Raw genomic sequence first — 22,484 nt, 5'->3', positions numbered from 1 at the left:
CCCCAGGAGGTCCCGTTGCCAGAACCATCCGGCCCCATCGGCGGGCGTGACTCGTTCGACGAGTTCCTCGCACGCCTCCTCGCCGCCCAGGACACCGGCCAGCAGCGCTCCATGCCGTTCGGCCGCCCCGTCGACATCACCCGACTGCTCAGCCGTCGGACCCACGAGATGCTCCAGCGCACCGCCGAGTACGCGGTCGAGCAGGGGCAGCGGGAGATCGACGCCCTGCACGTGCTGCACGTGCTCGTCCGCACCGAGCCGTTCGACGCCGTCGTGCGGTCCGCGGGCGTCGACCCCGAGCGCCTCGCGGCCGAGGTCGAACAGCGTCTCCCCGCCCCGTCGTCCGAGCCCGTCGAGGGCCGTCCCGCGCTGACGCCCTCGGCCCAGCGGATCCTCGTCGAGGCCACGCAGGCCGCACGGGGCTTCGGCAGCACCTACACCGACCCCGAGCACGTCTTCTTCGCGCTCGTCATGGACCAGGAGACGGTCACCGGCCAGCTCCTCGCGAACGCCGGGATCACCCCGGCCGTCATGCAGTCCTACGCACAGCAGGCCGCCGACGCGGCACGAGAGGGGCGCCCCATGCCCGGAACACGCGACGACACGATCGAGACCGCGTCCCAGACGCCGACCCTCGACCAGTTCGGCACCGACCTCACCCAGCGCGCCCGCGACGGGCACATCGACCCGGTGATCGGCCGCGCGGACGAGATCGAGCAGACCGTCGAGATCCTGCTCCGTCGGTCCAAGAACAACCCCGTCCTGATCGGTGAGCCCGGCGTCGGCAAGACCGCGATCGTCGAGGGCCTCGCCCAGCGCATCGTCGACGGCGACGTCCCCGCCCTGCTGCAGGGCAAGCGCGTCGTCGCACTCGACCTGCCCGCCATGCTCGCCGGCACCCGCTACCGCGGCGACTTCGAGGAGCGTCTGACGACGGCCCTCGACGAGATCAGCGCGCACGCCGACGAGCTCATCGTCTTCGTCGACGAACTGCACACCGTCGTCGGTGCCGGTGGAGGCGGCGAGGGCGGCTCGATGGACGCGGGTAACATCCTCAAGCCCCGCCTGGCCCGCGGCGACCTGCACATGGTCGGCGCGACGACCCTCAACGAGTACCGCCGGATCGAGAAGGACGCCGCGCTCGAGCGCCGCTTCCAGCCGGTCACGGTGGGGGAGCCGAGCGTCGAGGACGCCGTCGCGATCCTCACCGGCCTCAGCCCCCGCTACGCCGACCACCACGGCGTCACCTACACGGCCGACGCGCTGCGCGCAGCGGTCGAGCTCTCGCACCGCTACGTGACCGACCGGCACCTGCCCGACAAGGCCATCGACCTCATCGACCAGGCAGGTGCACGGCGCCGCCTCCTCCGATCGGGGTACGTCGACGTCGAGGCGCTCCGCGACCAGCTCGCCGAGCTGCTGGCGGACAAGGACCGCGCCGTCACTGAGGAGCGCTACGAGGAAGCGTCGCGCCTGCGGGACGCCACCGCCGACCTGGAGGCCCGGATCACCGCCGCCGCATCGGCGGACGCTGGGCGGGCCTCCCGTCCGGACCAGGCCGACTCCGAGATCACGGAGGCGGACATCGCTGCCGTCGTGTCCCGCGCCACCGGCATCCCCGCAGCCCGGCTCACCCAGGGTGACCGGACCCGTCTTGCCCGACTGGAGGACGAGCTGCACGAGCGGGTCGTCGGACAGGAGGATGCGGTGCGCGCCATCGCGACCGCGGTGCGCCGCAGCCGGACCGGGATGGGCGACCCACGTCGTCCGGTCGGCAGCTTCCTGTTCCTCGGACCGACCGGGGTCGGCAAGACCGAGCTCGCGAAGGCCCTCGCGTCGTCGCTGTTCGGTGACGAGTCGGCGATGCTCCGCTTCGACATGAGCGAGTTCGGCGAGCGGCACACCGTGTCCCGCCTGGTCGGTGCCCCTCCCGGGTACGTCGGCTACGACGAGGCCGGTCAGCTGACCGAACGCGTCCGTCGGAACCCGTACTCGGTGATCCTGCTCGACGAGGTCGAGAAGGCGCACCCGGACGTGTTCAACCTGCTGCTCCAGGTGCTCGACGACGGTCGGCTCACGGACGGGCAGGGCCGCACGGTCGACTTCCGCAACACGGTCGTCATCATGACGTCGAACATCGGCTCGGAGTTCCTCGCGTCGCGCTCCGGCGCGCTCGGGTTCTCCGCGTCGGCGGACGGCGGCTACGGCGACGACGACCTGCGGAACCGGGTGATGGGCAAGCTCCGCGAGTCGATGCGCCCCGAGTTCATCAACCGCATCGACGAGATCGTGCTCTTCCGCAAGCTCGACCGGACGCAGCTGCGCTCGATCGTGTCGCTGCTGCTGGCCGAGAGCTCGATGCGCCTCATCGCGCAGGACATGGTGCTCGCGGTCGACGAGGCCGCGGTGGACTGGCTCGCCGAGCACGGGTACGAGCCCGAGTACGGCGCCCGACCGCTCCGTCGCCTGATCCAGCGCGAGGTCGACGACCGCGTGGCGACGCTCGTCGTCGAGGGTGCCGTGCAGGCCGGTGACACCGTCCGGATCACCGTGGCGGACGGGTCGCTCCGGGCCCGGGTGACCACGCCGGCCGCGGTCTAGGCACCACCTCGCGAGAACGCCCCGGGACCGATCGGTCCCGGGGCGTTCTCCCGTGTTCGGTTCTGCAATCTCATTTCATTTCCTCGAATGGGTTGCGCGATCGATGAGAATGTCGCTACTGTTCACACGTCGCGAACACGGTTCTCGACAGCACCAGTGGAATTCCTGACCCGCGCCGAAAGGGGGCCGACCATGATCTCGATCATCACCTTCACCACGCAGACGCCGTTCCGTGCAGTCCGTGGGACCATCGGCTCCTTCGCCGGGTCCCACTGACACGACCGCGTCCGTCACGCACTGGTCCGTCGCTCCGACGGGCCGCTGGTCCCGATGACCACGCCCACTCCGGGCTGATGCCGAGCTCGCCTCGCGCTGTGGTCGTCCGCCGCTGACCGATCCCTGGTCCGCGGTGTCCTCGCACCGCCGCCCGGCCACACGACTGATGTCGTGTGGTGACCGGGCCGTGGCGAGGAATGCCGACCAGACGTGCGGGCGGGTCGTCGTCACGAAATGTCGGACCACATTCTCGACGCATTGTCGTGTGCATTCCCTGTCATCGTCGATCGTCGATTCCCCTGCCCGGGCGCACCTGTTCCGTCGCGCCCTGGCTCCGTCCGGTGACGACGCTCCGTCGTGCCCGGATCCCTGCCAGACCCGCACGAAGAACCGGTGACCAGCATGTCCACGAAGTCCGTCCTCCGCCGTCCCGCCACGAAGCCCGCAGCCCGTTCGGTCGCCCTGACCGACCGGATCGCGATGCGCCTCGGGATGGCACTCGTCATCTGGAGTCGACGCACCCGCACGAAGCGGCTGCCCGTCGACCCCCTCGTCGCCCATCAGCTCCGCCAGGAGCGTGCGGCGCGCGAGGCCGAGTGGGTGATGCTCGGCGCCACGATGCACCTGTGGCGATGAGCCCATCCGGCACCACGCAACGGGTGGTCCGACCGTCTCGACGATCGGACCACCCGTTGCCCGTCCGGCTGCCTGCGGTGTCCGTCCAGGGGGCGTGCTGACCGTACGGTTGGTGCATGACCGAAACCGCGTCCGACCTCGTCCAGCGACTCACGGCGATCGTGCCCGACTTCCCGAAGCCGGGCATCCTGTTCCGCGACGTCACCCCGGTGTTCGCCGACGCCGTCGCGTTCGGTCGGGTCTGCGAAGCGCTCGCGGCGCCGTTCGCCGTCGGTGGCGGGTTCGCCGCGGTCGCCGGGATCGAGGCCCGCGGGTTCGCCCTCGCCGGCGGGATCGCGGCACAGCACCAGGTCGGCGTGCTGACGGTCCGCAAGGCCGGCAAGCTCCCCGGCGAGGTGCTCAGCGAGCAGTACGCGCTCGAGTACGGCGAGGCCGAACTCGAGCTCCGTCCGGCACAGCTCCCGGCGGGCACCCGCGTGCTGGTCGTGGACGACGTGCTCGCGACCGGTGGCACCGGCGCTGCGACCATCACGCTGCTCGAACGTGCCGGGTACGAGGCGATCGGGTTCGCCGCCCTGCTCGAGCTCGACGGGCTGGCCGGCCGCGAGCGTCTCGAGTCGCGCCTGCCCGTCACCACGCTCGGTGCCGTCCCCGCCTGAGTCCGCGCTCGCGCCTGCCCCCGCGCACTAGTCTTGACGCACCATCCCGAACGAGGAGTCCCACCATCGTGACCGAGTCAGTCGCAACGCCGGAAGCCGGCCAGCCCGCAGACGTGCCCCAGGCACCCGAGCCCCGCACCGCGACGACGACCACGACGGGCACCGAGCTCTTCGACGGCGTCCGCGGCGTCGTCGCCATCCGTGTCGACGGCGTCCTCAAGGACCTCGCTGCCGAGGTGCAGGACGGTGCGACCGCCGAGCCCGTCACCCTCGACGAGCAGGACGGCCTCGACATCCTCCGACACTCGGCCGCGCACGTGCTCGCGCAGGCCGTGCAGCAGATCAACCCGGACGCCAAGCTCGGGATCGGTCCGCCCGTCACGGACGGCTTCTACTACGACTTCGACGTCGCCGAGCCCTTCACCCCCGAGGACCTCAAGGCCATCGAGAAGGGCATGGACCGCATCGTCAAGCAGGCCCAGCGCTTCCGTCGCCGGGTCGTGACGGACGACGAGGCCCGCGAGCTGATGGCGGGGGAGCCCTACAAGCAGGAGCTCATCGGGCTCAAGGGCGCCGCGTCCGAGGGCGACTCCGGCGAGAGCGTCGAGGTCGGCGCCGGCGAGCTCACCGTGTACGAGAACGTCGACCCGAAGTCCGGCGACGTCGTGTGGCAGGACCTCTGTCGTGGCCCGCACGTGCCGCACACCCGCTGGATCGGCAACGCCGCCAAGCTGATGCGCGTCGCGGCCGCCTACTGGCGCGGCTCGGAGAAGAACCCCCAGCTGCAGCGCGTCTACGGCACCGCCTGGCCCGACAAGGACCAGCTCAAGGCGTACCTGGTGCGACTCGAGGAAGCTGCCAAGCGCGACCACCGCAAGCTCGGGGCCGAGCTCGACCTGTTCTCCTTCCCCGACGAGATCGGGTCCGGGCTGGCGATCTTCCACCCCAAGGGCGGCATCATCCGTCGTGAGATGGAGGACTACTCGCGCCGTCGACACGAGCAGAACGGCTACTCGTTCGTCTACACGCCGCACATCACCAAGGGCGACCTGTTCGAGCAGTCCGGCCACCTCGGGTGGTACAAGGACGGCATGTTCCCGGCCATGCACATGGACCAGGCGACGGACGAGGAGGGCAACGTCACCCGCCAGGGCGCGGACTACTACCTCAAGCCGATGAACTGCCCGATGCACATCCTGGCGTACCGCTCGCAGCCCCGGTCCTACCGCGACCTGCCGCTCCGGATGTTCGAGTTCGGCACGGTCTACCGCAACGAGAAGTCCGGCGTCATCCACGGCCTCACCCGGGTTCGCGGCATGACCCAGGACGACGCCCACATCTTCACCACCAAGGAGAAGATGAAGGAGGAGCTGACCACGACGCTCGAGTTCGTGCTGTCGCTGCTCCGTGACTACGGTCTCGACGACTTCTACCTCGAGCTCTCCACGAAGGACCCGGAGAAGTACGTCGGCGACGACGACGTCTGGGACGAGGCCACCAACACCCTGCGCGAGGTCGCCGAGGAGTCCGGCCTGGAACTCGTGCCGGACCCCGCCGGTGCCGCGTTCTACGGCCCGAAGATCTCCGTGCAGGCCCGAGACGCCATCGGCCGCACCTGGCAGATGTCGACCGTGCAGCTCGACTTCAACCTGCCCGAGCGCTTCGGCATCGAGTACGCCGCGGCCGACGGCACCCGGCAGCGCCCCGTGATGATCCACCGTGCGCTGTTCGGGTCGATCGAGCGCTTCTTCGGGGTCCTGACCGAGCACTACGCTGGCGCGTTCCCGGCCTGGCTCGCCCCGGTCCAGGTCGTCGGGATCCCCGTCGCCGAGGAGTACGGCGACTACCTCGACGAGGTCATCGCCAAGCTCCACGCCGAGGGCGTCCGTGCCGAGGTCGACCACTCCGACGACCGCATGCAGAAGAAGATCCGCACGCACACCAAGCAGAAGGTGCCGTTCCAGCTCATCGCCGGTGGCGACGACCGCGACGCCGGTGCCGTGAGCTTCCGCTTCCGTGACGGCCGCCAGGACAACGCCGTGCCCGTCGACGACGCCGTCGAGCGCATCCTCACCGCGATCCGCGAGCGCGCGCAGGTCTGATGCCCGACGCCGAGGACGACCCGCTGGTCATCCGGGACGCTGCCACACAGGCCGCGGTCCCGGATGCCTTCCAGCGCCTGTGGAACCCGCACCGGATGGCGTACATCGACTCCGGTCGCGCCGGCGAGGGCCGCGGGCACAAGGACGACTGCCCGTTCTGCGAGGCCCCGCAGAAGTCCGACGAGGACGCCCTCATCGTGGCCAGGGGAGAGCATGCCTACGTGCTGCTCAACCTGTACCCGTACAACAACGGCCACCTGCTGGTCTGCCCGTACCGGCACGTACCCCTCTACGACGAGGCCACCCCGGAGGAGCTCCGCGAGATCGGCGAGCTCACGCAGACCGCGATGCGGGTCCTGCGGCAGGTCTCACACTGCGACGCCTTCAACATCGGCATGAACCAGGGCGAGGTCGCCGGCGCCGGCGTCGCCGGGCACCTGCACCAGCACGTCGTGCCGCGGTGGGAGTCGGACTCGAACTTCTTCCCCGTCATCGCCAGGACGAAGTCGATGTCGCAGATGCTCGGCGACACCAGACGACTGGTCGCAGAAGGCTGGTCCGCACAGCAGTCCTGAGCGCTCAGCACTAGGATGGGGGGATCATGAGCGACAGCACCAGCACCCCCGGCACCAGCACTCCCGGCACCTCCATCACCGGCTCGTCCCGCGTGAAGCGCGGCCTGGCGGAGATGCTCAAGGGCGGCGTCATCATGGACGTCATCGACGCCGAGCAGGCCCGCATCGCCGAGGAAGCCGGCGCCACCGCCGTCATGGCCCTCGAGCGTGTGCCCGCCGACATCCGTGCGCAGGGTGGCGTGGCCCGCATGTCGGACCCCTCGATGATCGAGGAGATCATCGCCGCGGTGTCCATCCCCGTCATGGCGAAGGCCCGCATCGGCCACTTCGTCGAGGCCCAGGTGCTGCAGGAGCTCGGCGTCGACTACATCGACGAGTCCGAGGTCCTGTCCCCGGCGGACTACGTCAACCACATCGACAAGTGGAACTTCACCACGCCCTTCGTCTGTGGCGCCACGAACCTCGGCGAAGCACTCCGTCGCATCACCGAGGGCGCGGCCATGATCCGCTCCAAGGGCGAAGCGGGCACCGGTGACGTGTCCGAGGCCACCCGTCACATCCGCACCATCGCCAAGGAGATCGCGGCGCTCCGCCACCTGAAGGACGACGAGCTCTACGTCGCCGCCAAGGAGCTGCAGGCGCCCTACGACGTGGTCAAGGAGGTCGCCAGCACCGGGACGCTCCCCGTCGTCCTGTTCACCGCCGGTGGTGTCGCCACCCCGGCCGACGCGGCGATGATGATGCAGCTCGGCGCCGACGGCGTCTTCGTCGGCTCCGGCATCTTCAAGTCCGGCGACCCGGCCAAGCGTGCCGCCGCGATCGTCAAGGCAGTGACCTTCCACGACGACCCCAAGGTCATCGCCGAGGTCTCGCGTGGTCTGGGAGAGGCGATGGTCGGCATCAACGTCGCCGACGTCCCCGCGCCGCACCGCCTCGCCGAGCGTGGCTGGTAGTCCGACCACGGGCGCGGCGCCCCGCATCGGGGTGCTCGCGCTGCAGGGTGACTTCCGCGAGCACATCGCCTCGCTGACGGAGCTCGGCGCCGAGGTGGTGCCGCTCCGTCGTCCCGAGGAGATCGCGGCACTGCACGGCGTCGTGATCCCCGGTGGCGAGTCCAGCGTGATGGACAAGCTGTCCCGGGCGTTCGGTGTCGCTGAGCCGCTCTCCGAGGCCATCCGCGCTGGGCTGCCCACCTACGGCACCTGCGCAGGGATGATCATGCTCAGCGCGCGCATCACGAACGCGATCGGCGGGCAGCAGACCCTCGGGGTCCTCGACACGACGGTGCGCCGCAACGCCTTCGGCAGCCAGAACGACTCCTTCGAGACGGACATCCCGATGCCCGACCTCGGCGACGCGCCGGTGCACGCGGTCTTCATCCGCGCGCCCGTGGTGGAGCAGCACGGTGCCGGGGTCCACGTCCTCGGGGCGCTGTCGGACGGCCAGGTCGTCGCGGTGCAGCAGGGCAACGTCATCGCCAGTGCCTTCCACCCGGAGGTCGCCGGAGAGGACCGCTTCCACCGGCGCTTCCTCGACCTCGTCCGCCACGCCTGACCCGCGCCCCCCGCGCCAGGCACCGGTGTCTCGTCGGAGCGTGCGAGACACCGGCGTCTCGTCGCGACCCCAGCGCCTCACAGGCGCCCAGGCCGACCACCTGTCCACAGGGCCTGCGCGCCGGGCGCACGGCGGGCCTCCCGGCCGGTAAACTGATCTGGACTTTCCGCACGACGCAAGGAGAACCGTGTCCGGGCATTCCAAGTGGGCGACCACCAAGCACAAGAAGGCCGTCATCGACGGCCGCCGTGCGAAGTCGTTCGCCAAGCTCATCAAGAACATCGAGGTCGCCGCGAAGATGGGCGGCGCTGACCTGTCGGGCAACCCGACCCTGGTCGACGCCATCCAGAAGGCCAAGAAGACCTCGGTGCCGAACGACAACATCGACCGCGCGGTCAAGCGTGGCGCCGGCCTCACCGGTGAGTCGATCGAGTACACGACCATCATGTACGAGGGCTACGCCCCGAACGGCGTCGCGATGCTCATCGAGTGCCTGACGGACAACAAGAACCGCGCAGCAGCCGAGGTCCGCACCGCGATGTCGCGGAACGGCGGCACCATGGCCGACCCGGGCAGCGTCGCCTACAACTTCGCGCGCAAGGGCGTCATCTCCGTCACCAAGGTCGACGGCCTGACCGAGGACGACGTCATGACGGCCGTGCTCGACGCCGGTGTCGAGGACGTCATCGACCAGGGCGGTGGCTTCGAGGTCATCACCGAGGCGAGCGATCTCGTCTCGGCCCGCACCGCACTGCAGGACGCCGGCATCGACTACGACTCCGCCGACGCCGAGTTCGTCCCCGGTCTCAAGGTCCCCGTCGACGCCGAGACCGCCCGCAAGGTGTTCCGTCTGATCGACGCCCTCGAAGACAGCGACGACGTGCAGAACGTCTACGCGAACTTCGACGTCCCCGCCGACGTCCAGGCCGAGCTCGACGAGGACGAGGACTGAGCCGGTGCTCCGCGTGCTCGGGGTGGACCCCGGGCTCACCCGCTGCGGTGTCGGGGTGGTCGAGGTCACCCCGGACCGTCGCGCTCGACTCGTGCACGTCACAGTGGTGCGCACCCCGGCGGACATGGCGCTCGAGCAGCGCCTCGTCCTGATCGCGTCGGGCATCGCGGAGCAGATCGAGACCCACCACCCGGACGCCGTCGCGGTGGAGCGGGTCTTCGCCCAGGCGAACGTCCGCACGGTGATGGGCACCGCCCAGGCCGCAGGACTCGCCCTGCACGCGGCAGCCGTCCGCGGCATCCCGGTCGGGCTGCACACCCCGTCCGAGGTCAAGGCAGCCGTCACCGGCTACGGCAACGCCGACAAGCGCCAGGTGCAGGCGATGATCGCCCGCGTCCTCGGACTCGCCGAGGCACCGAAACCGGCAGACGCCGCCGACGCGCTCGCCCTGGCCGTCTGCCATGCCTGGAGGCTCGGTGCACCCGATGCGGTCAGCACCGGCACCGGGACCCTCACCCCGGCACAGCGCGCATGGCGGGACGCGCAGGCCGGCACCACCGGCCGCAGCGCAGCCTCGCCCATCAACCGCGCCGCCTCGCCGCTCCAGCGTGCCGAGGCCGCAGCGCGGCGCGCGTCGTCGTCGGCCGCTGCCCCTAGGCTCGGGGCATGATCGCGAGCCTCCGTGGGACCTGCATCGACATCGCCGGTTCGAGCGTCGTGGTCGAGTGTGCGGGGGTCGGCTACCTCGTCACCGTGACACCGGCCCACGCGCTGACGCTCCGTCACGGGGCAGAGGTCTTCCTGCGCACCGCGATGATCGTCCGAGAAGACGAGCACCTGCTCTTCGGCTTCGAGTCCACGGACGCTCTCCGCGTCTTCGACCTGCTCCGCAGCGTCTCCGGCGTCGGACCGAAGTCGGCGCTGGGCGTCCTCGGGCAGATGGACCCGTCGCAGATCGCGAACGCCGTGGCGAAGGACGACGACGGCGCGTTCCGCAAGGTCTCCGGCATCGGTCCGAAGACCGCCAAGCTCATCATCGTCGCGCTCTCCGGCAAGCTCGTCGCGTTCGAGACGCCCACCGCGCCCACCGGCGCGCGCGGTGGGGTCGCGCACCCGGCATCCGAGGACGTCGTCACCGCGCTCGTCGGGCTCGGCTGGCGTGAGGACACCGCCCGCACAGCCGTCGACGACACCATCGCCACCGAGCCCGGCGTGGCGGCGATGGGCACGCAGGCGCTCCTCCGTGCGGCACTCGGCGCCCTCCGTCCCAGCGGAGCCGCTCGATGAGCGGCGGGATCACCGCGGCCGACGCCGAGTCGCCCGAGGAACTCGCGTTCGAGGGCGCCCTCCGACCGAAGTCGCTGGCCGAGTTCGTCGGACAGCGCAAGGTCCGGGGACAGCTCGACCTGCTGCTGCGGGCCGCGGCGATGCAGGACCGCACGCCGGACCACATCCTGATGGCTGGCCCTCCTGGCCTCGGCAAGACCACCCTCGCGATGATCGTCGCGCACGAGTCGGGTCGGCCGCTCCGGATGTCGAGCGGCCCGGCGATCCAGCACGCCGGTGACCTCGCCGCGGTGCTCTCGTCGCTCATGCCGGGCGAGGTCCTCTTCATCGACGAGATCCACCGCATGGCGCGTTCGGCGGAGGAGATGCTCTACCTGGCGATGGAGGACTTCCGCATCGACGTCATGGTGGGCAAGGGCGCCGGGGCGACGAGCATCCCGCTCGACCTCCCGCCGTTCACCCTCGTCGGTGCCACCACCCGTGCCGGCCTGCTGCCGAACCCGCTGCGGGACCGCTTCGGCTTCACCGCGCACCTCGAGTTCTACGAGCGCGACGAGCTCGAGCAGGTCCTCATCCGAGCGGCCCACCTGCTCGGTCTCGACTTCGACCGGTTCGCCCTGCGGGAGATCGCCGGTCGGTCGCGGGGGACACCCCGCATCGCGAACCGTCTGCTGCGCCGAGTCCGCGACTACGAGCTCGTGCACGCCACGGGCGACGGCATGGCCGCGGTCCAGGGTGCGCTCGAGCTCTACGACGTCGACGAGTTCGGCCTCGACCGCCTCGACCGTGCCGTGCTCGAGACCATGCTGACCCGCTTCGACGGCGGCCCGGTCGGGTTGAACACCCTGGCCGTCTCCGTGGGCGAGGAGTCCGAGACGATCGAGTCCGTCGTCGAGCCCTTCCTCGTCCGGATCGGGCTCGTCACCAGGACGCCACGCGGACGCATCGCGACCCCGTCGGCCTGGCGTCACCTCGGGCTCACGCCCGGGCAGCCGGGCGCCTCGGCGATGCCCGGCCTGTTCGACGACGAGTGATCCCGGCCCGTCAACCGGCCGCGACGCCAGCCACAGCCCGGTGCCCTAGACTGCTACGGCCCGAAACCGAAATACCAGAGAAGGCAATGCAACCATGGGTCAAGAAGTCATCCTCATCGTCATCGTCGTGGCGTTCGCGGCCTTCATGTTCTACAACAGCCGCAAGCGCAAGAAGCAGCAGGGCGAGCTCGCCACCAAGATGGTGCCGGGTGCTCGCGTGATGCTGTCCTTCGGTCTGTACGGCACGCTCCTCTCCGTCGACGACGAGAAGGTCACCGCCGACGTCGAGATCGCTCCCGGCACCGTCGTCACCGTCCACCGTCAGACGCTCTCCCGCGTCGTCGACGACACCGCCTCGGACATCGAGACGACGACCGCCACCGAGGACGAGCCCAAGCACGTCACCGAACTCAACGGCGAGCCGATCTACGGCGAGCGTGCGGACGACGCCGAGCAGGCGAAGCGCAAGACCGAGGACTAGACCCCTCGGGCACCGGGACACGACCGTGACCCGGTGGCGACACCCCTCCGACGGCGTCTGACGCCGACGGTCCTGACAGAAAGACGAGACGACCGGTGGCACGATCGACACCCGTCAAGAAGGCGTTGCGCTCGCTCACCTGGTTGGTGATCCTGATCGCGATCCTCGCCGGCCTGAACACGGCCGCGTCGATCCTCGCGAGCACCTCCAAGGACGACACGGGCAAGTGGTACGAGGGCGCGAGCTGGGTCCCCGAGCTCGCCCTCGACCTGCAGGGCGGCACACAGCTGACCCTCGCGGCGCAGAACACCGAGGGCGGCTCCGTCACCTCGCAGCAGCTGCAGCAGGCGGTGAACATCATCCGCCAGCGCATCGACGCCACCGGTGTCTCGGAGTCCGAGATCAACACGCAGGGCGCCAACAACATCGTCGTGTCGATCCCGGGCAAGCCGGACCAGCAGACGATCCAGCGCATCGAGGCCGCGGCGAAGCTCACCTTCCGCCCGGTGCTCTACACCGAGGCCGCGACGAACACCTCGGTCGGCGGCGCCTCGGGCTCGAGCGCATCGCCGACGCCGTACTCGCCGCCCGCGTCCCTCGCTGCGACGCCGAGCACGAAGCCGTCCAACGCGAGCGACCTGGCGTGGGTCACGCCGAAGCTGCAGGACCTCTTCACGAACTACAACTGCAAGGCCCCGGACGACGTCACCACCGCACCGGACGACGAGCCGCTGGTCACCTGTGACGCTGACGGCGCCGGCAAGTACATCCTCGGCCCGGTCGAGGTCTCCGGCGCGGACATCTCGAACGCCACCTCCGGCCTCGCGACGAGCTCGCAGGGCACCACCACGGGCGAGTGGGCCGTCAACCTGACGTTCAACGGCGAGGGCACCAAGGACTTCCGGTCGGTCACCAACCGCCTCGTGTCCCTGCAGCAGCCGCAGAACCAGTTCGCGATCGTGCTGGACGGCAGCGTCATCACCGCCCCGAGCACGAACGCCGCCATCACCAACGGCAAGGCGCAGATCAGCGGGTCCTTCACGTCGGAGTCCGCGAAGACCCTGGCCGACCAGCTGAAGTACGGCGCGCTGCCGATCAACTTCCAGGTGCAGTCGAACGAGAACATCTCGGCGACGCTCGGCACCGCCCAGCTCATCGGCGGTCTCGTCGCGGGGCTGATCGGGTTGATCCTGGTGATCATCTACTCGGTCATCCAGTACCGAGCGCTGGCGTTCGTGACCGTCCTGTCGCTCGGTGTCGCCGCGGCGCTGACGTACCTGGTCATCGCGATCATGTCCTGGCGGGTCGACTACCGCCTGTCGTTGGCCGGTGTCGCCGGTCTGATCGTCGCGATCGGCATCACGGCGGACTCGTTCATCGTGTACTTCGAGCGCATCCGCGACGAACTCCGCGACGGACGCGCCCTCGAGGGCGCCGTCGAGTCCGGGTGGAAGCGGGCGTTCCGCACGATCATCGCGTCCGACTCGATCAACTTCCTCGCCGCCATCGTGCTCTACGTCCTCGCGGTCAGCGACGTGAAGGGCTTCGCGTTCACGCTGCTCCTCACGACGCTCATCGACATCGTGGTCGTGATCCTCTTCACGCACCCGATGCTCCAGCTCATCTCCCGCCGCCGCTTCTTCAACGAGGGGCACCGGTTCTCCGGCCTCGACCCGGCGGCACTCGGGGCGGTCTACCGCGGTCGCGCGCAGTTCCGCGCACCGGTCGTGGACGGCAAGCGCCAGCGCAGTGCCGGTGAGGCACAGCGACGACAGACCATCGCGGAGCGCAAGGCCGGCAACGGCGGGGCGCCGAACGGGAAGGACAGCTGATGGCGAGCTTCAGCAAGTTCGGCAACGACCTCTACACCGGCAAGCGGTCGTACGACATCGTCGGCCGCCGTCGCACCTGGTACCTCATCGCCGTCGTGGCGATCGTGGTCTCCCTGGCGGTGCCGTGGCTCCGCGGCGGGTACCAGCTCGGCATCGAGTTCACCGGCGGGTCCGAGTTCACGATCTCCGACGTCAAGTCGGTCGACCAGAACCTCGCGACGAACACCGTCGAGGGCATCGTCTCCGACGAGATCCCGCGCGTCTCACAGCTCGGGACGCACGGCATCCGCGTGCAGACCGGCCAGCTCACCGACCGCGAGACCACCGAGGTCCAGTCGGCACTGGCGAAGGCGTACGACGTCGACGAGTCCGAGGTCGCCTCGACGTTCATCGGCGCGACCTGGGGTGCCGACGTCCTCGCGCAGGCCATCCGTGGCCTGGTGATCTTCCTGGCCCTGGCCGCCGTGTTCATGGCGCTGTACTTCCGCACCTGGAAGATGTCGCTGTCCGCCATGGTGGCGCTGGTCCACGACCTGCTCATCACCGCCGGTGTGTACGGCATCGTGGGGCTCGAGGTCACGCCCGCGGCGGTGATCGGCTTCCTCACGATCCTCGGGTACTCCCTCTACGACACCGTGGTGGTGTTCGACAAGGTCCGCGAGAACACCGGGATGGAGTCGCACCGCACCTTCGTGCAGTCGGTGAACCTGGCCGTCAACCAGACCCTCGTCCGCTCGATCAACACCTCGATCGTCGCACTGCTGCCGGTCGCAGCGATCCTCTTCATCGGGTCGTACGTCCTCGGTGCCGGAACGCTGCGGGACATCTCACTCGCCCTGTTCATCGGCATCATCGTCGGCACGTACTCGACGATCTTCATCGCGTCGCCCATGTACGCACACCTGCGCGAGAACGAGCCGAAGATCAAGCAGGCGGACGCCAAGAAGGAAGCCGCGAACGCCAAGCGGCGCGCCGAGGTCGGCGTGCCGGCCGACGCAGCGGCCGAGGCCTGATCACCGTGCAGGAGATCACCGTCGAGGACGCCCTCGCCCGCATCGCCTCCGGCTCCCGGCTGTACGACGTCCGCGAGCCGGGGGAGTGGGCCGAGGTCCACGCGCCGCAGGCCTCCCTCGTGCCGATGTCCGAGTTCACCGAACGGTGGAGCGAGATCGAGCCGACGGACGAGCCGGCCATCGTCGTCTGCCACTCGGGCATGCGCTCAGCCCGGGTGGTGGCCGCACTCGAACAGGCGGGGGTGCCGGCGGTCAACCTCGCCGGCGGCATGGTCGCCTGGGAGTCGGCGGGCGCCCCGGTCATCCGCGATGACGCCGACGCCACAGCCGCCGGCGAACACGGTCACGGGCACTGACCCGACGCGCGTAGTGTTGTCGGATCAGGTCCTGGGAGGCGCAGCATGACGGACACCCGTGAATCCTCGAAGCAGGACGACTCCGCGGCGAGCCGCCCGGGATCACCGTCCGAGCCCACCAGTCCGCCGCTCGGCCTGAACACGACGGGCAACCTCGGGTCCCTCCGGTCGCTGCTCCCGCGCCTGTTCTCGCGCGCCCAGCCGGCCGGCGCCGTCGACACCCTGATCCGCACGGTCCGGTCGCACCATCCCAAGGGCGACGTCACGCTCATCGAGCGGGCGTACTCAGTGGCCGAACGGGCCCACGACGGCCAGAAGCGCAAGTCGGGCGAGCCGTACATCACGCACCCGGTCGCCGTGGCCCAGATCCTCGCCGACCTCGGCATCGGGCCGATCACCATCGCGGCAGCGCTGCTCCACGACACCGTCGAGGACACCGACTACCAGCTCGACCAGCTCCGGCAGGACTTCGGCGACGAGATCGCCATGCTCGTCGACGGCGTCACGAAGCTCGACAAGGTCAAGTACGGCGACAGTGCCCAGGCCGAGACCGTCCGCAAGATGGTCATCGCGATGTCGAAGGACATCCGCGTGCTCGTGATCAAGCTGGCCGACCGCCTGCACAACGCGCGGACGTGGGGCTTCGTCGAGTCCACCTCGGCGACGCGCAAGGCCAAGGAGACGCTCGAAATCTACGCGCCGCTCGCGCATCGTCTCGGCATCCAGATGATCAAGCTCGAGCTCGAGGACCTGTCCTTCGCGGTCCTGCACCCCAAGCTCTACGTCGAGATCGACAGCCTGGTCAAGGAACGCCAGCCCAAGCGCGAGCAGTTCGTCCAGAACGTCATCGGCACGCTGAAGAAGGACCTCAAGGCCGCGAAGGTGCGCGGCGACGTGATGGGCCGACCGAAGCAGTACTACTCGATCTACCAGAAGATGATCGTGCGCGGGCGCGAGTTCGACGAGATCTACGACCTGGTCGGCATCCGCGTCCTCGTGCCGACCGTGCGCGACTGCTACGCCATGCTCGGTTCGGTGCACGCGCGCTGGACGCCGCTGCCCGGGCGGTTCAAGGACTACATCGCGACGCCGAAGTTCAACCTGTACCAGTCGCTGCACACGAGCGTGCTCGGACCGCAGGGTCGCCCGGTCGAGATCCAGATCCGCACGCACGAGATGCACCAGCGTGCCGAGTTCGGTGTGGCTGCGCACTGGAAGTACAAGCAGCGCGCCGCCGGCCGAGACGTCGACACGTCGAGTGCCACCGACCAGGACATGGCCTGGCTCGCGCACATCACCGACTGGCAGGCGGAGACGAGCGACCCGGGCGAGTTCCTCGACTCGCTCCGCTACGAGATCGGCGCCAAGGAGACCTACGTCTTCACGCCACAGGGCAAGGTCATCGGCCTGCCGGCGGGCGCGACCCCCGTCGACTTCGCCTACGCCGTGCACACCGAGATCGGGCACCGCACGATGGGCGCGAAGGTGAACGGCCGGCTCGTCCCGCTCGAGAGCTCGCTGTCGAGCGGCGACGTCGTCGAGATCTTCACGTCGAAGAACCCCGACTCCGGCCCGAGCCAGGACTGGTTGACGTTCGTGCGGAGCCCGCGGGCCCGCAACAAGATCAAGCAGTGGTTCACCAAGGAGCGCCGCGAAGAGGCCATCGAGCAGGGCCGCGACGCCATCGCCCGCGCCATGCGCAAGCAGAACCTCCCGCTGCAGCGCATCATGAGCCAGGACTCCATCTCCGAGGTGGCCTCGGCGATGCGGTACGACGACGTGTCCGCGCTCTACGCCGCCATCGGTGAGGGCCACGTCTCGACGCAGTCCGTCATCGAGAAGGTCCTCGCCGGCGTCCAGTCGGAGACCGAGACGGACGAACCCGAGCTGGCATTCCCGCGCCAGGTCACGAGTCGGCAGCTGCGCAACAGCGACAGCGGCGTGCTCGTCCGCGGTGCGCCCGACATCCTCGTCAAGCTCGCGAAGTGCTGCACCCCGGTCCCCGGAGACCAGATCGTGGGCTTCATCACCCGCGGCCAGGGCGTCTCCGTGCACCAGGCAGCGTGCAGCAACGTGAAGTCGCTCATGAACGAGCCCGACCGGATGATCGAGGTCGAGTGGGCTCCGTCGTCGAAGTCGGTGTTCCTCGTCCAGATCCAGATCGAGGCGCTCGACCGCTCCGGTCTGCTCAGCGACGTCACCCGCGTGCTGACGGACCACCACGTCAACATCCTGTCCGCGACCGTCTCGACGTCGTCGGACCGGCTCGCGCTCTCGCGGTTCGTCTTCGAGATGGGTGACACGACGCACCTGGACCGCGTGCTCAACGCCGTCCGTCGCATCGACGCCGTGTACGACGTCTACCGCGTCAGCGCCGGCTGACCATCCTCCGATCGGACGCCATCGGCGTCACCTCGGGCTGAGCAGACCGGCGAGACGCCGCTCGGCCTGTCGCACCATGGGGACCGTCCCGAGGAGCTCCAGCCGATGCTGCAGGGTCTGCGGGGCGACCGCTCCGATCGCGATGAGGCCGGCGACCGACTCGGCGGATGCCGACCAGGCCTCGTCGCCGTGCACGCGGAGCAGGTCGAGGGCGGTGCGCACCGGTGTCGTCACCGAGACGCCGCCCGGATGGACGAGGTCCGCTGCCGTGATCGCGATCTCCCGGATGCGCTCTCCGCCCCGTCGGTGGATGCGCTGCCCGGCCCGGACGCAGGCGTCGTGGGGGAGCGGCGGTCGTGACCGCGCGCCCCAGATCCACGTCGCCGTCCGCCCGGCGGCGATGACCCTCGGGTCACCGGTGCTCCACGCGAAGGACGCCGCGCGCAGGCCCGCGTCCTGCGGCTCCGCGATGGACGCCCAGCACGCGCCGACCTCGACCAGGTCGCCGGCCAGCGTGGCGGCACGCAGTTCTGCCTCCGGCCAGTCGTCCGTGGTCAGCAGGCGCGAGGAGGGCACCCGCACATCCTGCCCCACCCACCAGCACGACCCGGGACGCTGTGGACAGCGCGCGGTGCCATCGGAACGGGCAGCCCGACCACGCGGCCGACCCGGGCCCGCAGGCACGACTCGCCCCGGGCCTCCCGGCTGGTCAGCGCAGGACGTGCGCCCGGTGCACGAGCGCGGCAGCCCCGATGAGGGGGCCGTCCTGGGACAGCCCCGTCGGCACGATCTTGACCTTCGTGACGAACCCGAACTCGACGCGTTCCGCGACGGCCTGCCGCGCGTACTCGAACAGGTCGGGCGTGACGTGCGAGAAGCCGCCGCCGATCGCCACGACCTCGAGGTCGACGAGCGACGTCGCAGCCGCGATCGCCTGCCCGAGCGCCCGGCCGCTCCGCTTGACGGCGGCGACTGCGATCTCGTCCCCGGCCGCGTAGGCCGCGGACAGGTCCTCGCCGGTCTCCCCGGTGAAGCCCTGGCGCCGCGCCCAGGCGACGGTCTTCGGGCCGCTGGCCACGGCCTCCAGGCAGCCGGTGCCGCCACAGGCGCACGGGTCGTCGAAACCGCCGCACTCGACGTGGCCGATGTGGCCGGCGTTGCCGGTCGGTCCGCTGACGGTGCGGCCGTGCAGGATCAGGCCGCCGCCCACGCCGGTGGACACGATCATGCCCATCACGTGGTCGTGGCCCTGCGCCGCGCCGAGCCAGTGCTCCGCGAGCGTGATGGCCAGGCCGTCCATCCGCAGCACGACGGGCGTGCCGGCGGGGACGTGGGCCGCGATGCGGTCGCGCAGGGGGTAGCCGCGCCAGACGGGCATGTTGAGCGGTGAGACCCGGCCGTTGACCTCGTCGACCGGCCCGGCGGAGCCGATGCCGACCCCGGCCAGCGCCGCGCCGTCGGGCAGCGCGCCGAGCGCGTTCGTGACGGCCTCGTCGACGGCGGCCTGGAGCTCGTCCGACGTCCGCTGCGGCCCGGTGGGGCTGCGGAAGCGGCTGCCGGGCAGGACCACGCCCTGCTCGGTGACCAGCGCGGCTTCGACCTTGGTGCCGCCGAGGTCGACGGCGAGGGCCAGCGACCCGCTCAGGTCGTCGGGGGCGGGTGCGGGGTTCGACATGGGCGCTCCGATGCGTCGGTCTGGAGGCTCGGGGCGGCTCCTCGACGCGGCGTCACGTCGGGCGCGCACCGGCTCGGTGCTGGTGGGTTCGGGTCAGTAGGAAGTGGTGTCGTCGCCGACACCGGAGGCGGCGCCGGTCGCGACGCGGTGCGCGACCTCGTCCAGGATGCGGGCCGAGGCACTCGTGCCGATCCGATCGGCGCCGGCGTGCACCATGTCGACGAGGGTGTCGAGCCCGCGGACGCCGCCCGAGGCCTTCACGCCGGTGTCGGCCCCGACCGTCTGGCGCATCAGGGCGATGTGCTCGGTCGTGGCCCCGCCGCCGGCGAACCCGGTCGAGGTCTTCACGAACGCGGCACCACCGGCGACGGCGGCACGGCTGGCGGCGACGACCTCGTCGTCGGTGAGGAACGCGGTCTCGAGGATGACCTTGACGACGGTGTCGCCGGCGGCGTCGACCACGGCGCGGACGTCCTGCTCGACGCGCTGCCAGTCTCCGGACTTCGCGGCGCCGATGTTCTGCACCATGTCGAGCTCGAAGGCGCCGTCGGCCAGGGCCTGCAGCGACTCGGCGACCTTGGTGGCGGTGGTCGTGGTGCCGTGCGGGAAGCCGATCACGGTGCCGACGCCCACGCCGGTGCCCTGCAGCCGCTCGACCGCGTGCTGGACGTCGCTCGGGCGGACGCAGACGCTGAACACGCGGTGGGTCGCGGCTTCGTCGAGCTGCGCGTCGACGTCGGCGCGGGTGAGCTCCGGCTTCAGGATCGCGTGGTCGATGAGCCGACGGACGGCGTCGGCGGTGACGGAGAAGGGTGCGTTGTCCACCGGGCAAGCCTAGCCTCAAGGGGCAGCGCGTACCGTGCCAGGCATGCGCGTCCTCGTCACGGGGGCCACCGGGTACATCGGCGGTCGTCTCGTCCCACACCTCCTCGACGCCGGACACTCCGTCCGCGTCCTCGCCCGCACCCCGCAGAAGCTCGACGACGTCCCCTGGCACGACCGGGTCGACGTCGTGCAGGGCGACCTGCAGGACGCCGACGCCGTCTGGACCGCCGTCGACGGCATCGAGGCGGTCTACTACCTCGCGCACGCGATGGGCGCCGACGGGGACTTCGAGGAGGCCGAGCGCGACGCCGCCCAGACGATGGCCGACGCAGCGACGGCCGCCGGCGTCCGACGCTTCGTCTACCTCGGTGGACTGCACCCGGACGGCGAGCTCTCGAAGCACCTCCGCAGCCGCAAGGAGGTCGGGGACATCCTGCTCGGCTCCGGCGTGCCGACGATCGCCTACCAGGCAGGCGTGGTGATCGGCTCGGGCAGCACGTCCTTCGAGATGATCCGCCACGTGACGGACGTCCTGCCCTGGATGCCCGCGCCGCGCTGGGTGCGCAACCGCATCCAGCCGATCGCCGTGCGCGACGTCCTGTACTACCTCGTCAAGGCGCTCGACATCCCGGACGAGGTCAACCGGACGTTCGACATCGGCGGCCCCGACGTGCTGCGGTACGGCCAGATGCTCAACGGCTACGCGGTCGAGGCCAAGCTCCCGCAGCGCCCCATCAGCCCGCTCCCGGTGATGACGCCGGGCCTCGCCGCGCACTGGTTCAACGCCGTGACCCCGATCCCGCGCAAGCTCGCGACGCCGATCATCGAGTCGCTGCAGTTCGAGTGCGTGCAGCGCGAACACGACATCGACGACGTGGTGCCCCGTCCCGAGGGCGGCCTCACCTCGTACCGGCGTTCCGTGCGGCTCGCGCTGACGAAGATGCGCGCCGGCGAGGTCACCACGAGCTGGCGCAACGCCACGCTGACCGGCACCGCCGACCCGCTGCCGAGCGACCCGGACTGGGCGGGCCACACCGTCTACGTGGACGACCGCAACCGGCACTCGTCGGCACCGCCAGAAGCCGTGTGGAGCGTCGTCGAGTCGATCGGCGGCGAGAACGGGTGGTACTCCTTCCCGCTCGCCTGGGTCGCCCGTGGCTGGATGGACAAGGTGCTCGGCGGTGTCGGTCTGAACCGTGGCCGCCGGGACCCGAAGCGCCTCGAGCAGGGCGACGCCCTCGACTGGTGGCGCGTCGAGCGGCTCGACCGCGGGCACTACCTGCGGCTGCGTGCCGAGTTCAAGTCGCCGGGCCGGGCCTGGCTCGAGATGACCGTCACCCCGACCGACGACGGCGGCTGCGACTACCACCAGCGCGCGATCTACTTCCCGCAGGGGCTGGCCGGACGCCTGTACTGGTACGGGATCCTGCCCTTCCACGGGGTCATCTTCCCCGGCATGGTCGAGCGCATCACGGCCCGAGCCGAGCGCGAAGCGCACAGCACGGACTCGACGCAGACCAACTGGACGCAGCAGAATGGGTCCCGCGCGCCGTCGCACGAGGAGGCATCATGACCGAGAACGACCGAGAACTGGTCCTGTTCCTGGGGGACAGCATCACCGAGGGCGGCTCCTGGGACCAGCGCCTGCCCGAGGAACGGACCCTGAACCAGGGGATCGGCGGCGACACCACCGACGGCGTCCTGGCACGGATCGACTCCGTGGTCGCGGCGGCCCCCGACGTCATCGTGCTGCTCATCGGCACGAACGACTTCGGCAACCACCGCAAGAGCGCCGAACACGTCGTCCGCAACGTCGAGACGATCCTGGTCACGCTCCGTCGCGAGCTCCCGGGCGTCCGCCTGCTGCTCGTGTCGATCCTGCCGCGGCAGGCCGACCACACCCCCCGCATCGAAGAGGCGAACCGGCACCTGCGGCAGTTCGTCGCCACGTGCCACGCGCAGTACCTCGACGCGTGGCCCGCACTGGCCGACGGCGACCACCTGTCGGAGAAGTACACCGAGGACGGCCTGCACCTGACCGACGAGGGCTACCGCGCCTACGTCGACGAGCTCGTGCCGGCCCTCGAGCGACTCCGCGGCCTGCCGCCCATGTCCCGCTCGATGACCGCGATCGAAGTGGACGAGGCCTCGGCCTGATGGCGGCTCGGAAGGGACGGCCCGCAGTGGGGTCGTCGCTCGGGTCGGCGCGCGGTTCCTCGTTCGGGACCGGAGCGACCGGGAACG

At 70.3% G+C, this 22,484-nt stretch carries 21 protein-coding genes; 18 read left to right on the top strand and 3 right to left on the bottom strand.

What is annotated here, in order from left to right; all coding sequences use genetic code 11:
* Positions 1-15 precede the first annotated feature (15 nt).
* The 16 genes from ITJ54_RS02355 (at position 16) to ITJ54_RS02280 (ending at position 17,740) form a co-directional block, all read left to right on the top strand.
* Entirely contained in the window at positions 16-2,601 is a 2,586-nt protein-coding gene (locus tag ITJ54_RS02355; RefSeq protein WP_194625692.1) for an ATP-dependent Clp protease ATP-binding subunit, read from the top strand.
* 669 nt (positions 2,602-3,270) lie between these two features.
* Complete coding sequence (locus ITJ54_RS02350) at positions 3,271-3,513, top strand: hypothetical protein (RefSeq protein ID WP_194625691.1); 243 nt, start codon at positions 3,271-3,273, stop codon at positions 3,511-3,513.
* 116 nt (positions 3,514-3,629) lie between these two features.
* Positions 3,630-4,172, top strand: a complete 543-nt coding sequence (locus ITJ54_RS02345) for an adenine phosphoribosyltransferase (protein ID WP_194625690.1) — start codon at positions 3,630-3,632, stop codon at positions 4,170-4,172.
* Between the two features lie 68 nt (positions 4,173-4,240).
* The gene (gene thrS, locus ITJ54_RS02340) at positions 4,241-6,274 is read left to right on the top strand and encodes a threonine--tRNA ligase (RefSeq protein ID WP_416354887.1); all 2,034 of its coding nucleotides are present in this window, start codon (positions 4,241-4,243) and stop codon (positions 6,272-6,274) included.
* On the top strand, positions 6,274-6,849 hold the full coding sequence (locus tag ITJ54_RS02335; RefSeq protein WP_194625689.1) for an HIT family protein: 576 nt from the start codon (positions 6,274-6,276) through the stop codon (positions 6,847-6,849). Before thrS ends, ITJ54_RS02335 begins: the two co-directional genes overlap by 1 nt.
* Before the next feature lie 26 nt (positions 6,850-6,875).
* Complete coding sequence (gene pdxS / locus ITJ54_RS02330) at positions 6,876-7,802, top strand: pyridoxal 5'-phosphate synthase lyase subunit PdxS (RefSeq protein ID WP_194625688.1); 927 nt, start codon at positions 6,876-6,878, stop codon at positions 7,800-7,802.
* A complete protein-coding gene (gene pdxT / locus ITJ54_RS02325) occupies positions 7,792-8,403 on the top strand; it encodes a pyridoxal 5'-phosphate synthase glutaminase subunit PdxT (protein ID WP_194625687.1) in 612 nt (203 codons plus the stop codon). Before pdxS ends, pdxT begins: the two co-directional genes overlap by 11 nt.
* A gap of 187 nt (positions 8,404-8,590) precedes the next feature.
* On the top strand, positions 8,591-9,355 hold the full coding sequence (locus ITJ54_RS02320; RefSeq protein ID WP_194625686.1) for a YebC/PmpR family DNA-binding transcriptional regulator: 765 nt from the start codon (positions 8,591-8,593) through the stop codon (positions 9,353-9,355).
* Positions 9,356-9,359: 4 nt separating this feature from the next.
* Complete coding sequence (gene ruvC / locus ITJ54_RS02315) at positions 9,360-10,025, top strand: crossover junction endodeoxyribonuclease RuvC (RefSeq protein WP_194625685.1); 666 nt, start codon at positions 9,360-9,362, stop codon at positions 10,023-10,025.
* Entirely contained in the window at positions 10,022-10,642 is a 621-nt protein-coding gene (ruvA, locus tag ITJ54_RS02310; protein WP_194625684.1) for a Holliday junction branch migration protein RuvA, read from the top strand. Before ruvC ends, ruvA begins: the two co-directional genes overlap by 4 nt.
* The gene (gene ruvB, locus ITJ54_RS02305) at positions 10,639-11,676 is read left to right on the top strand and encodes a Holliday junction branch migration DNA helicase RuvB (RefSeq protein WP_194625683.1); all 1,038 of its coding nucleotides are present in this window, start codon (positions 10,639-10,641) and stop codon (positions 11,674-11,676) included. Before ruvA ends, ruvB begins: the two co-directional genes overlap by 4 nt.
* Before the next feature lie 94 nt (positions 11,677-11,770).
* A complete protein-coding gene (locus ITJ54_RS02300) occupies positions 11,771-12,157 on the top strand; it encodes a preprotein translocase subunit YajC (protein WP_194625682.1) in 387 nt (128 codons plus the stop codon).
* Positions 12,158-12,252: 95 nt separating this feature from the next.
* Positions 12,253-13,989: a protein translocase subunit SecD gene (gene secD, locus ITJ54_RS02295; RefSeq protein WP_194625681.1), complete on the top strand. Its 1,737-nt coding sequence runs from the start codon at positions 12,253-12,255 to the stop codon at positions 13,987-13,989.
* Positions 13,989-15,002, top strand: coding sequence for a protein translocase subunit SecF (gene secF, locus ITJ54_RS02290; protein WP_194625680.1), 1,014 nt, complete (start codon positions 13,989-13,991; stop codon positions 15,000-15,002). Before secD ends, secF begins: the two co-directional genes overlap by 1 nt.
* Positions 15,003-15,007: 5 nt before the next feature.
* Entirely contained in the window at positions 15,008-15,358 is a 351-nt protein-coding gene (locus ITJ54_RS02285) for a rhodanese-like domain-containing protein (RefSeq protein WP_323741567.1), read from the top strand.
* 45 nt (positions 15,359-15,403) lie between these two features.
* Entirely contained in the window at positions 15,404-17,740 is a 2,337-nt protein-coding gene (locus ITJ54_RS02280; protein WP_228508143.1) for a RelA/SpoT family protein, read from the top strand.
* A 27-nt stretch (positions 17,741-17,767) separates the two neighbouring features.
* On the opposite strand, the gene ITJ54_RS02275 is transcribed toward ITJ54_RS02280, so the two are convergent.
* The 3 genes from ITJ54_RS02275 to deoC form a co-directional block, all read right to left on the bottom strand.
* The gene (locus tag ITJ54_RS02275) at positions 17,768-18,316 is read right to left on the bottom strand and encodes a hypothetical protein (protein ID WP_194625679.1); all 549 of its coding nucleotides are present in this window, start codon (positions 18,314-18,316) and stop codon (positions 17,768-17,770) included.
* A 133-nt stretch (positions 18,317-18,449) separates the two neighbouring features.
* Positions 18,450-19,415 carry an ROK family protein gene (locus ITJ54_RS02270; protein WP_194625678.1) on the bottom strand — a complete coding sequence of 322 codons (966 nt, stop codon included), beginning with the start codon at positions 19,413-19,415 and terminating at the stop codon, positions 18,450-18,452.
* Between the two features lie 93 nt (positions 19,416-19,508).
* Complete coding sequence (gene deoC / locus ITJ54_RS02265; protein WP_194625677.1) at positions 19,509-20,240, bottom strand: deoxyribose-phosphate aldolase; 732 nt, start codon at positions 20,238-20,240, stop codon at positions 19,509-19,511.
* A 43-nt stretch (positions 20,241-20,283) separates the two neighbouring features.
* Between deoC and ITJ54_RS02260 the strand changes: the two genes are divergently transcribed.
* Positions 20,284-21,813: an SDR family oxidoreductase gene (locus tag ITJ54_RS02260; protein ID WP_194625676.1), complete on the top strand. Its 1,530-nt coding sequence runs from the start codon at positions 20,284-20,286 to the stop codon at positions 21,811-21,813.
* The gene (locus tag ITJ54_RS02255; protein ID WP_194625675.1) at positions 21,810-22,397 is read left to right on the top strand and encodes a GDSL-type esterase/lipase family protein; all 588 of its coding nucleotides are present in this window, start codon (positions 21,810-21,812) and stop codon (positions 22,395-22,397) included. The genes ITJ54_RS02260 and ITJ54_RS02255 overlap by 4 nt, the downstream gene beginning before the upstream one ends.
* Positions 22,398-22,484: the final 87 nt, after the last annotated feature.

The organism is Curtobacterium sp. VKM Ac-2865 (genome assembly GCF_015350905.1).
Classification (GTDB): domain Bacteria; phylum Actinomycetota; class Actinomycetes; order Actinomycetales; family Microbacteriaceae; genus Curtobacterium.
The sequence above is the reverse complement of the archived record's forward strand: the minus strand, read 5'-3'. Positions and strand labels throughout refer to the sequence as shown.

Excerpts from the sequence above, each read along its gene's own strand:
- pdxS (WP_194625688.1), top strand. The coding sequence starts at position 6,876 with ATGAGCGACAGCACCAGCACCCCCGGCACCAGCACTCCCGGCACCTCC.
- ruvA (WP_194625684.1), top strand. The coding sequence starts at position 10,022 with ATGATCGCGAGCCTCCGTGGGACCTGCATCGACATCGCCGGTTCGAGC.
- ITJ54_RS02335 (WP_194625689.1), top strand. The coding sequence starts at position 6,274 with ATGCCCGACGCCGAGGACGACCCGCTGGTCATCCGGGACGCTGCCACA.
- ITJ54_RS02280 (WP_228508143.1), top strand. The coding sequence starts at position 15,404 with ATGACGGACACCCGTGAATCCTCGAAGCAGGACGACTCCGCGGCGAGC.
- ITJ54_RS02345 (WP_194625690.1), top strand. The coding sequence starts at position 3,630 with ATGACCGAAACCGCGTCCGACCTCGTCCAGCGACTCACGGCGATCGTG.
- ITJ54_RS02260 (WP_194625676.1), top strand. The coding sequence starts at position 20,284 with ATGCGCGTCCTCGTCACGGGGGCCACCGGGTACATCGGCGGTCGTCTC.
- ITJ54_RS02300 (WP_194625682.1), top strand. The coding sequence starts at position 11,771 with ATGGGTCAAGAAGTCATCCTCATCGTCATCGTCGTGGCGTTCGCGGCC.
- secF (WP_194625680.1), top strand. The coding sequence starts at position 13,989 with ATGGCGAGCTTCAGCAAGTTCGGCAACGACCTCTACACCGGCAAGCGG.
- ITJ54_RS02270 (WP_194625678.1), bottom strand. The coding sequence starts at position 19,415 with ATGTCGAACCCCGCACCCGCCCCCGACGACCTGAGCGGGTCGCTGGCC.
- ruvB (WP_194625683.1), top strand. The coding sequence starts at position 10,639 with ATGAGCGGCGGGATCACCGCGGCCGACGCCGAGTCGCCCGAGGAACTC.
- ITJ54_RS02255 (WP_194625675.1), top strand. The coding sequence starts at position 21,810 with ATGACCGAGAACGACCGAGAACTGGTCCTGTTCCTGGGGGACAGCATC.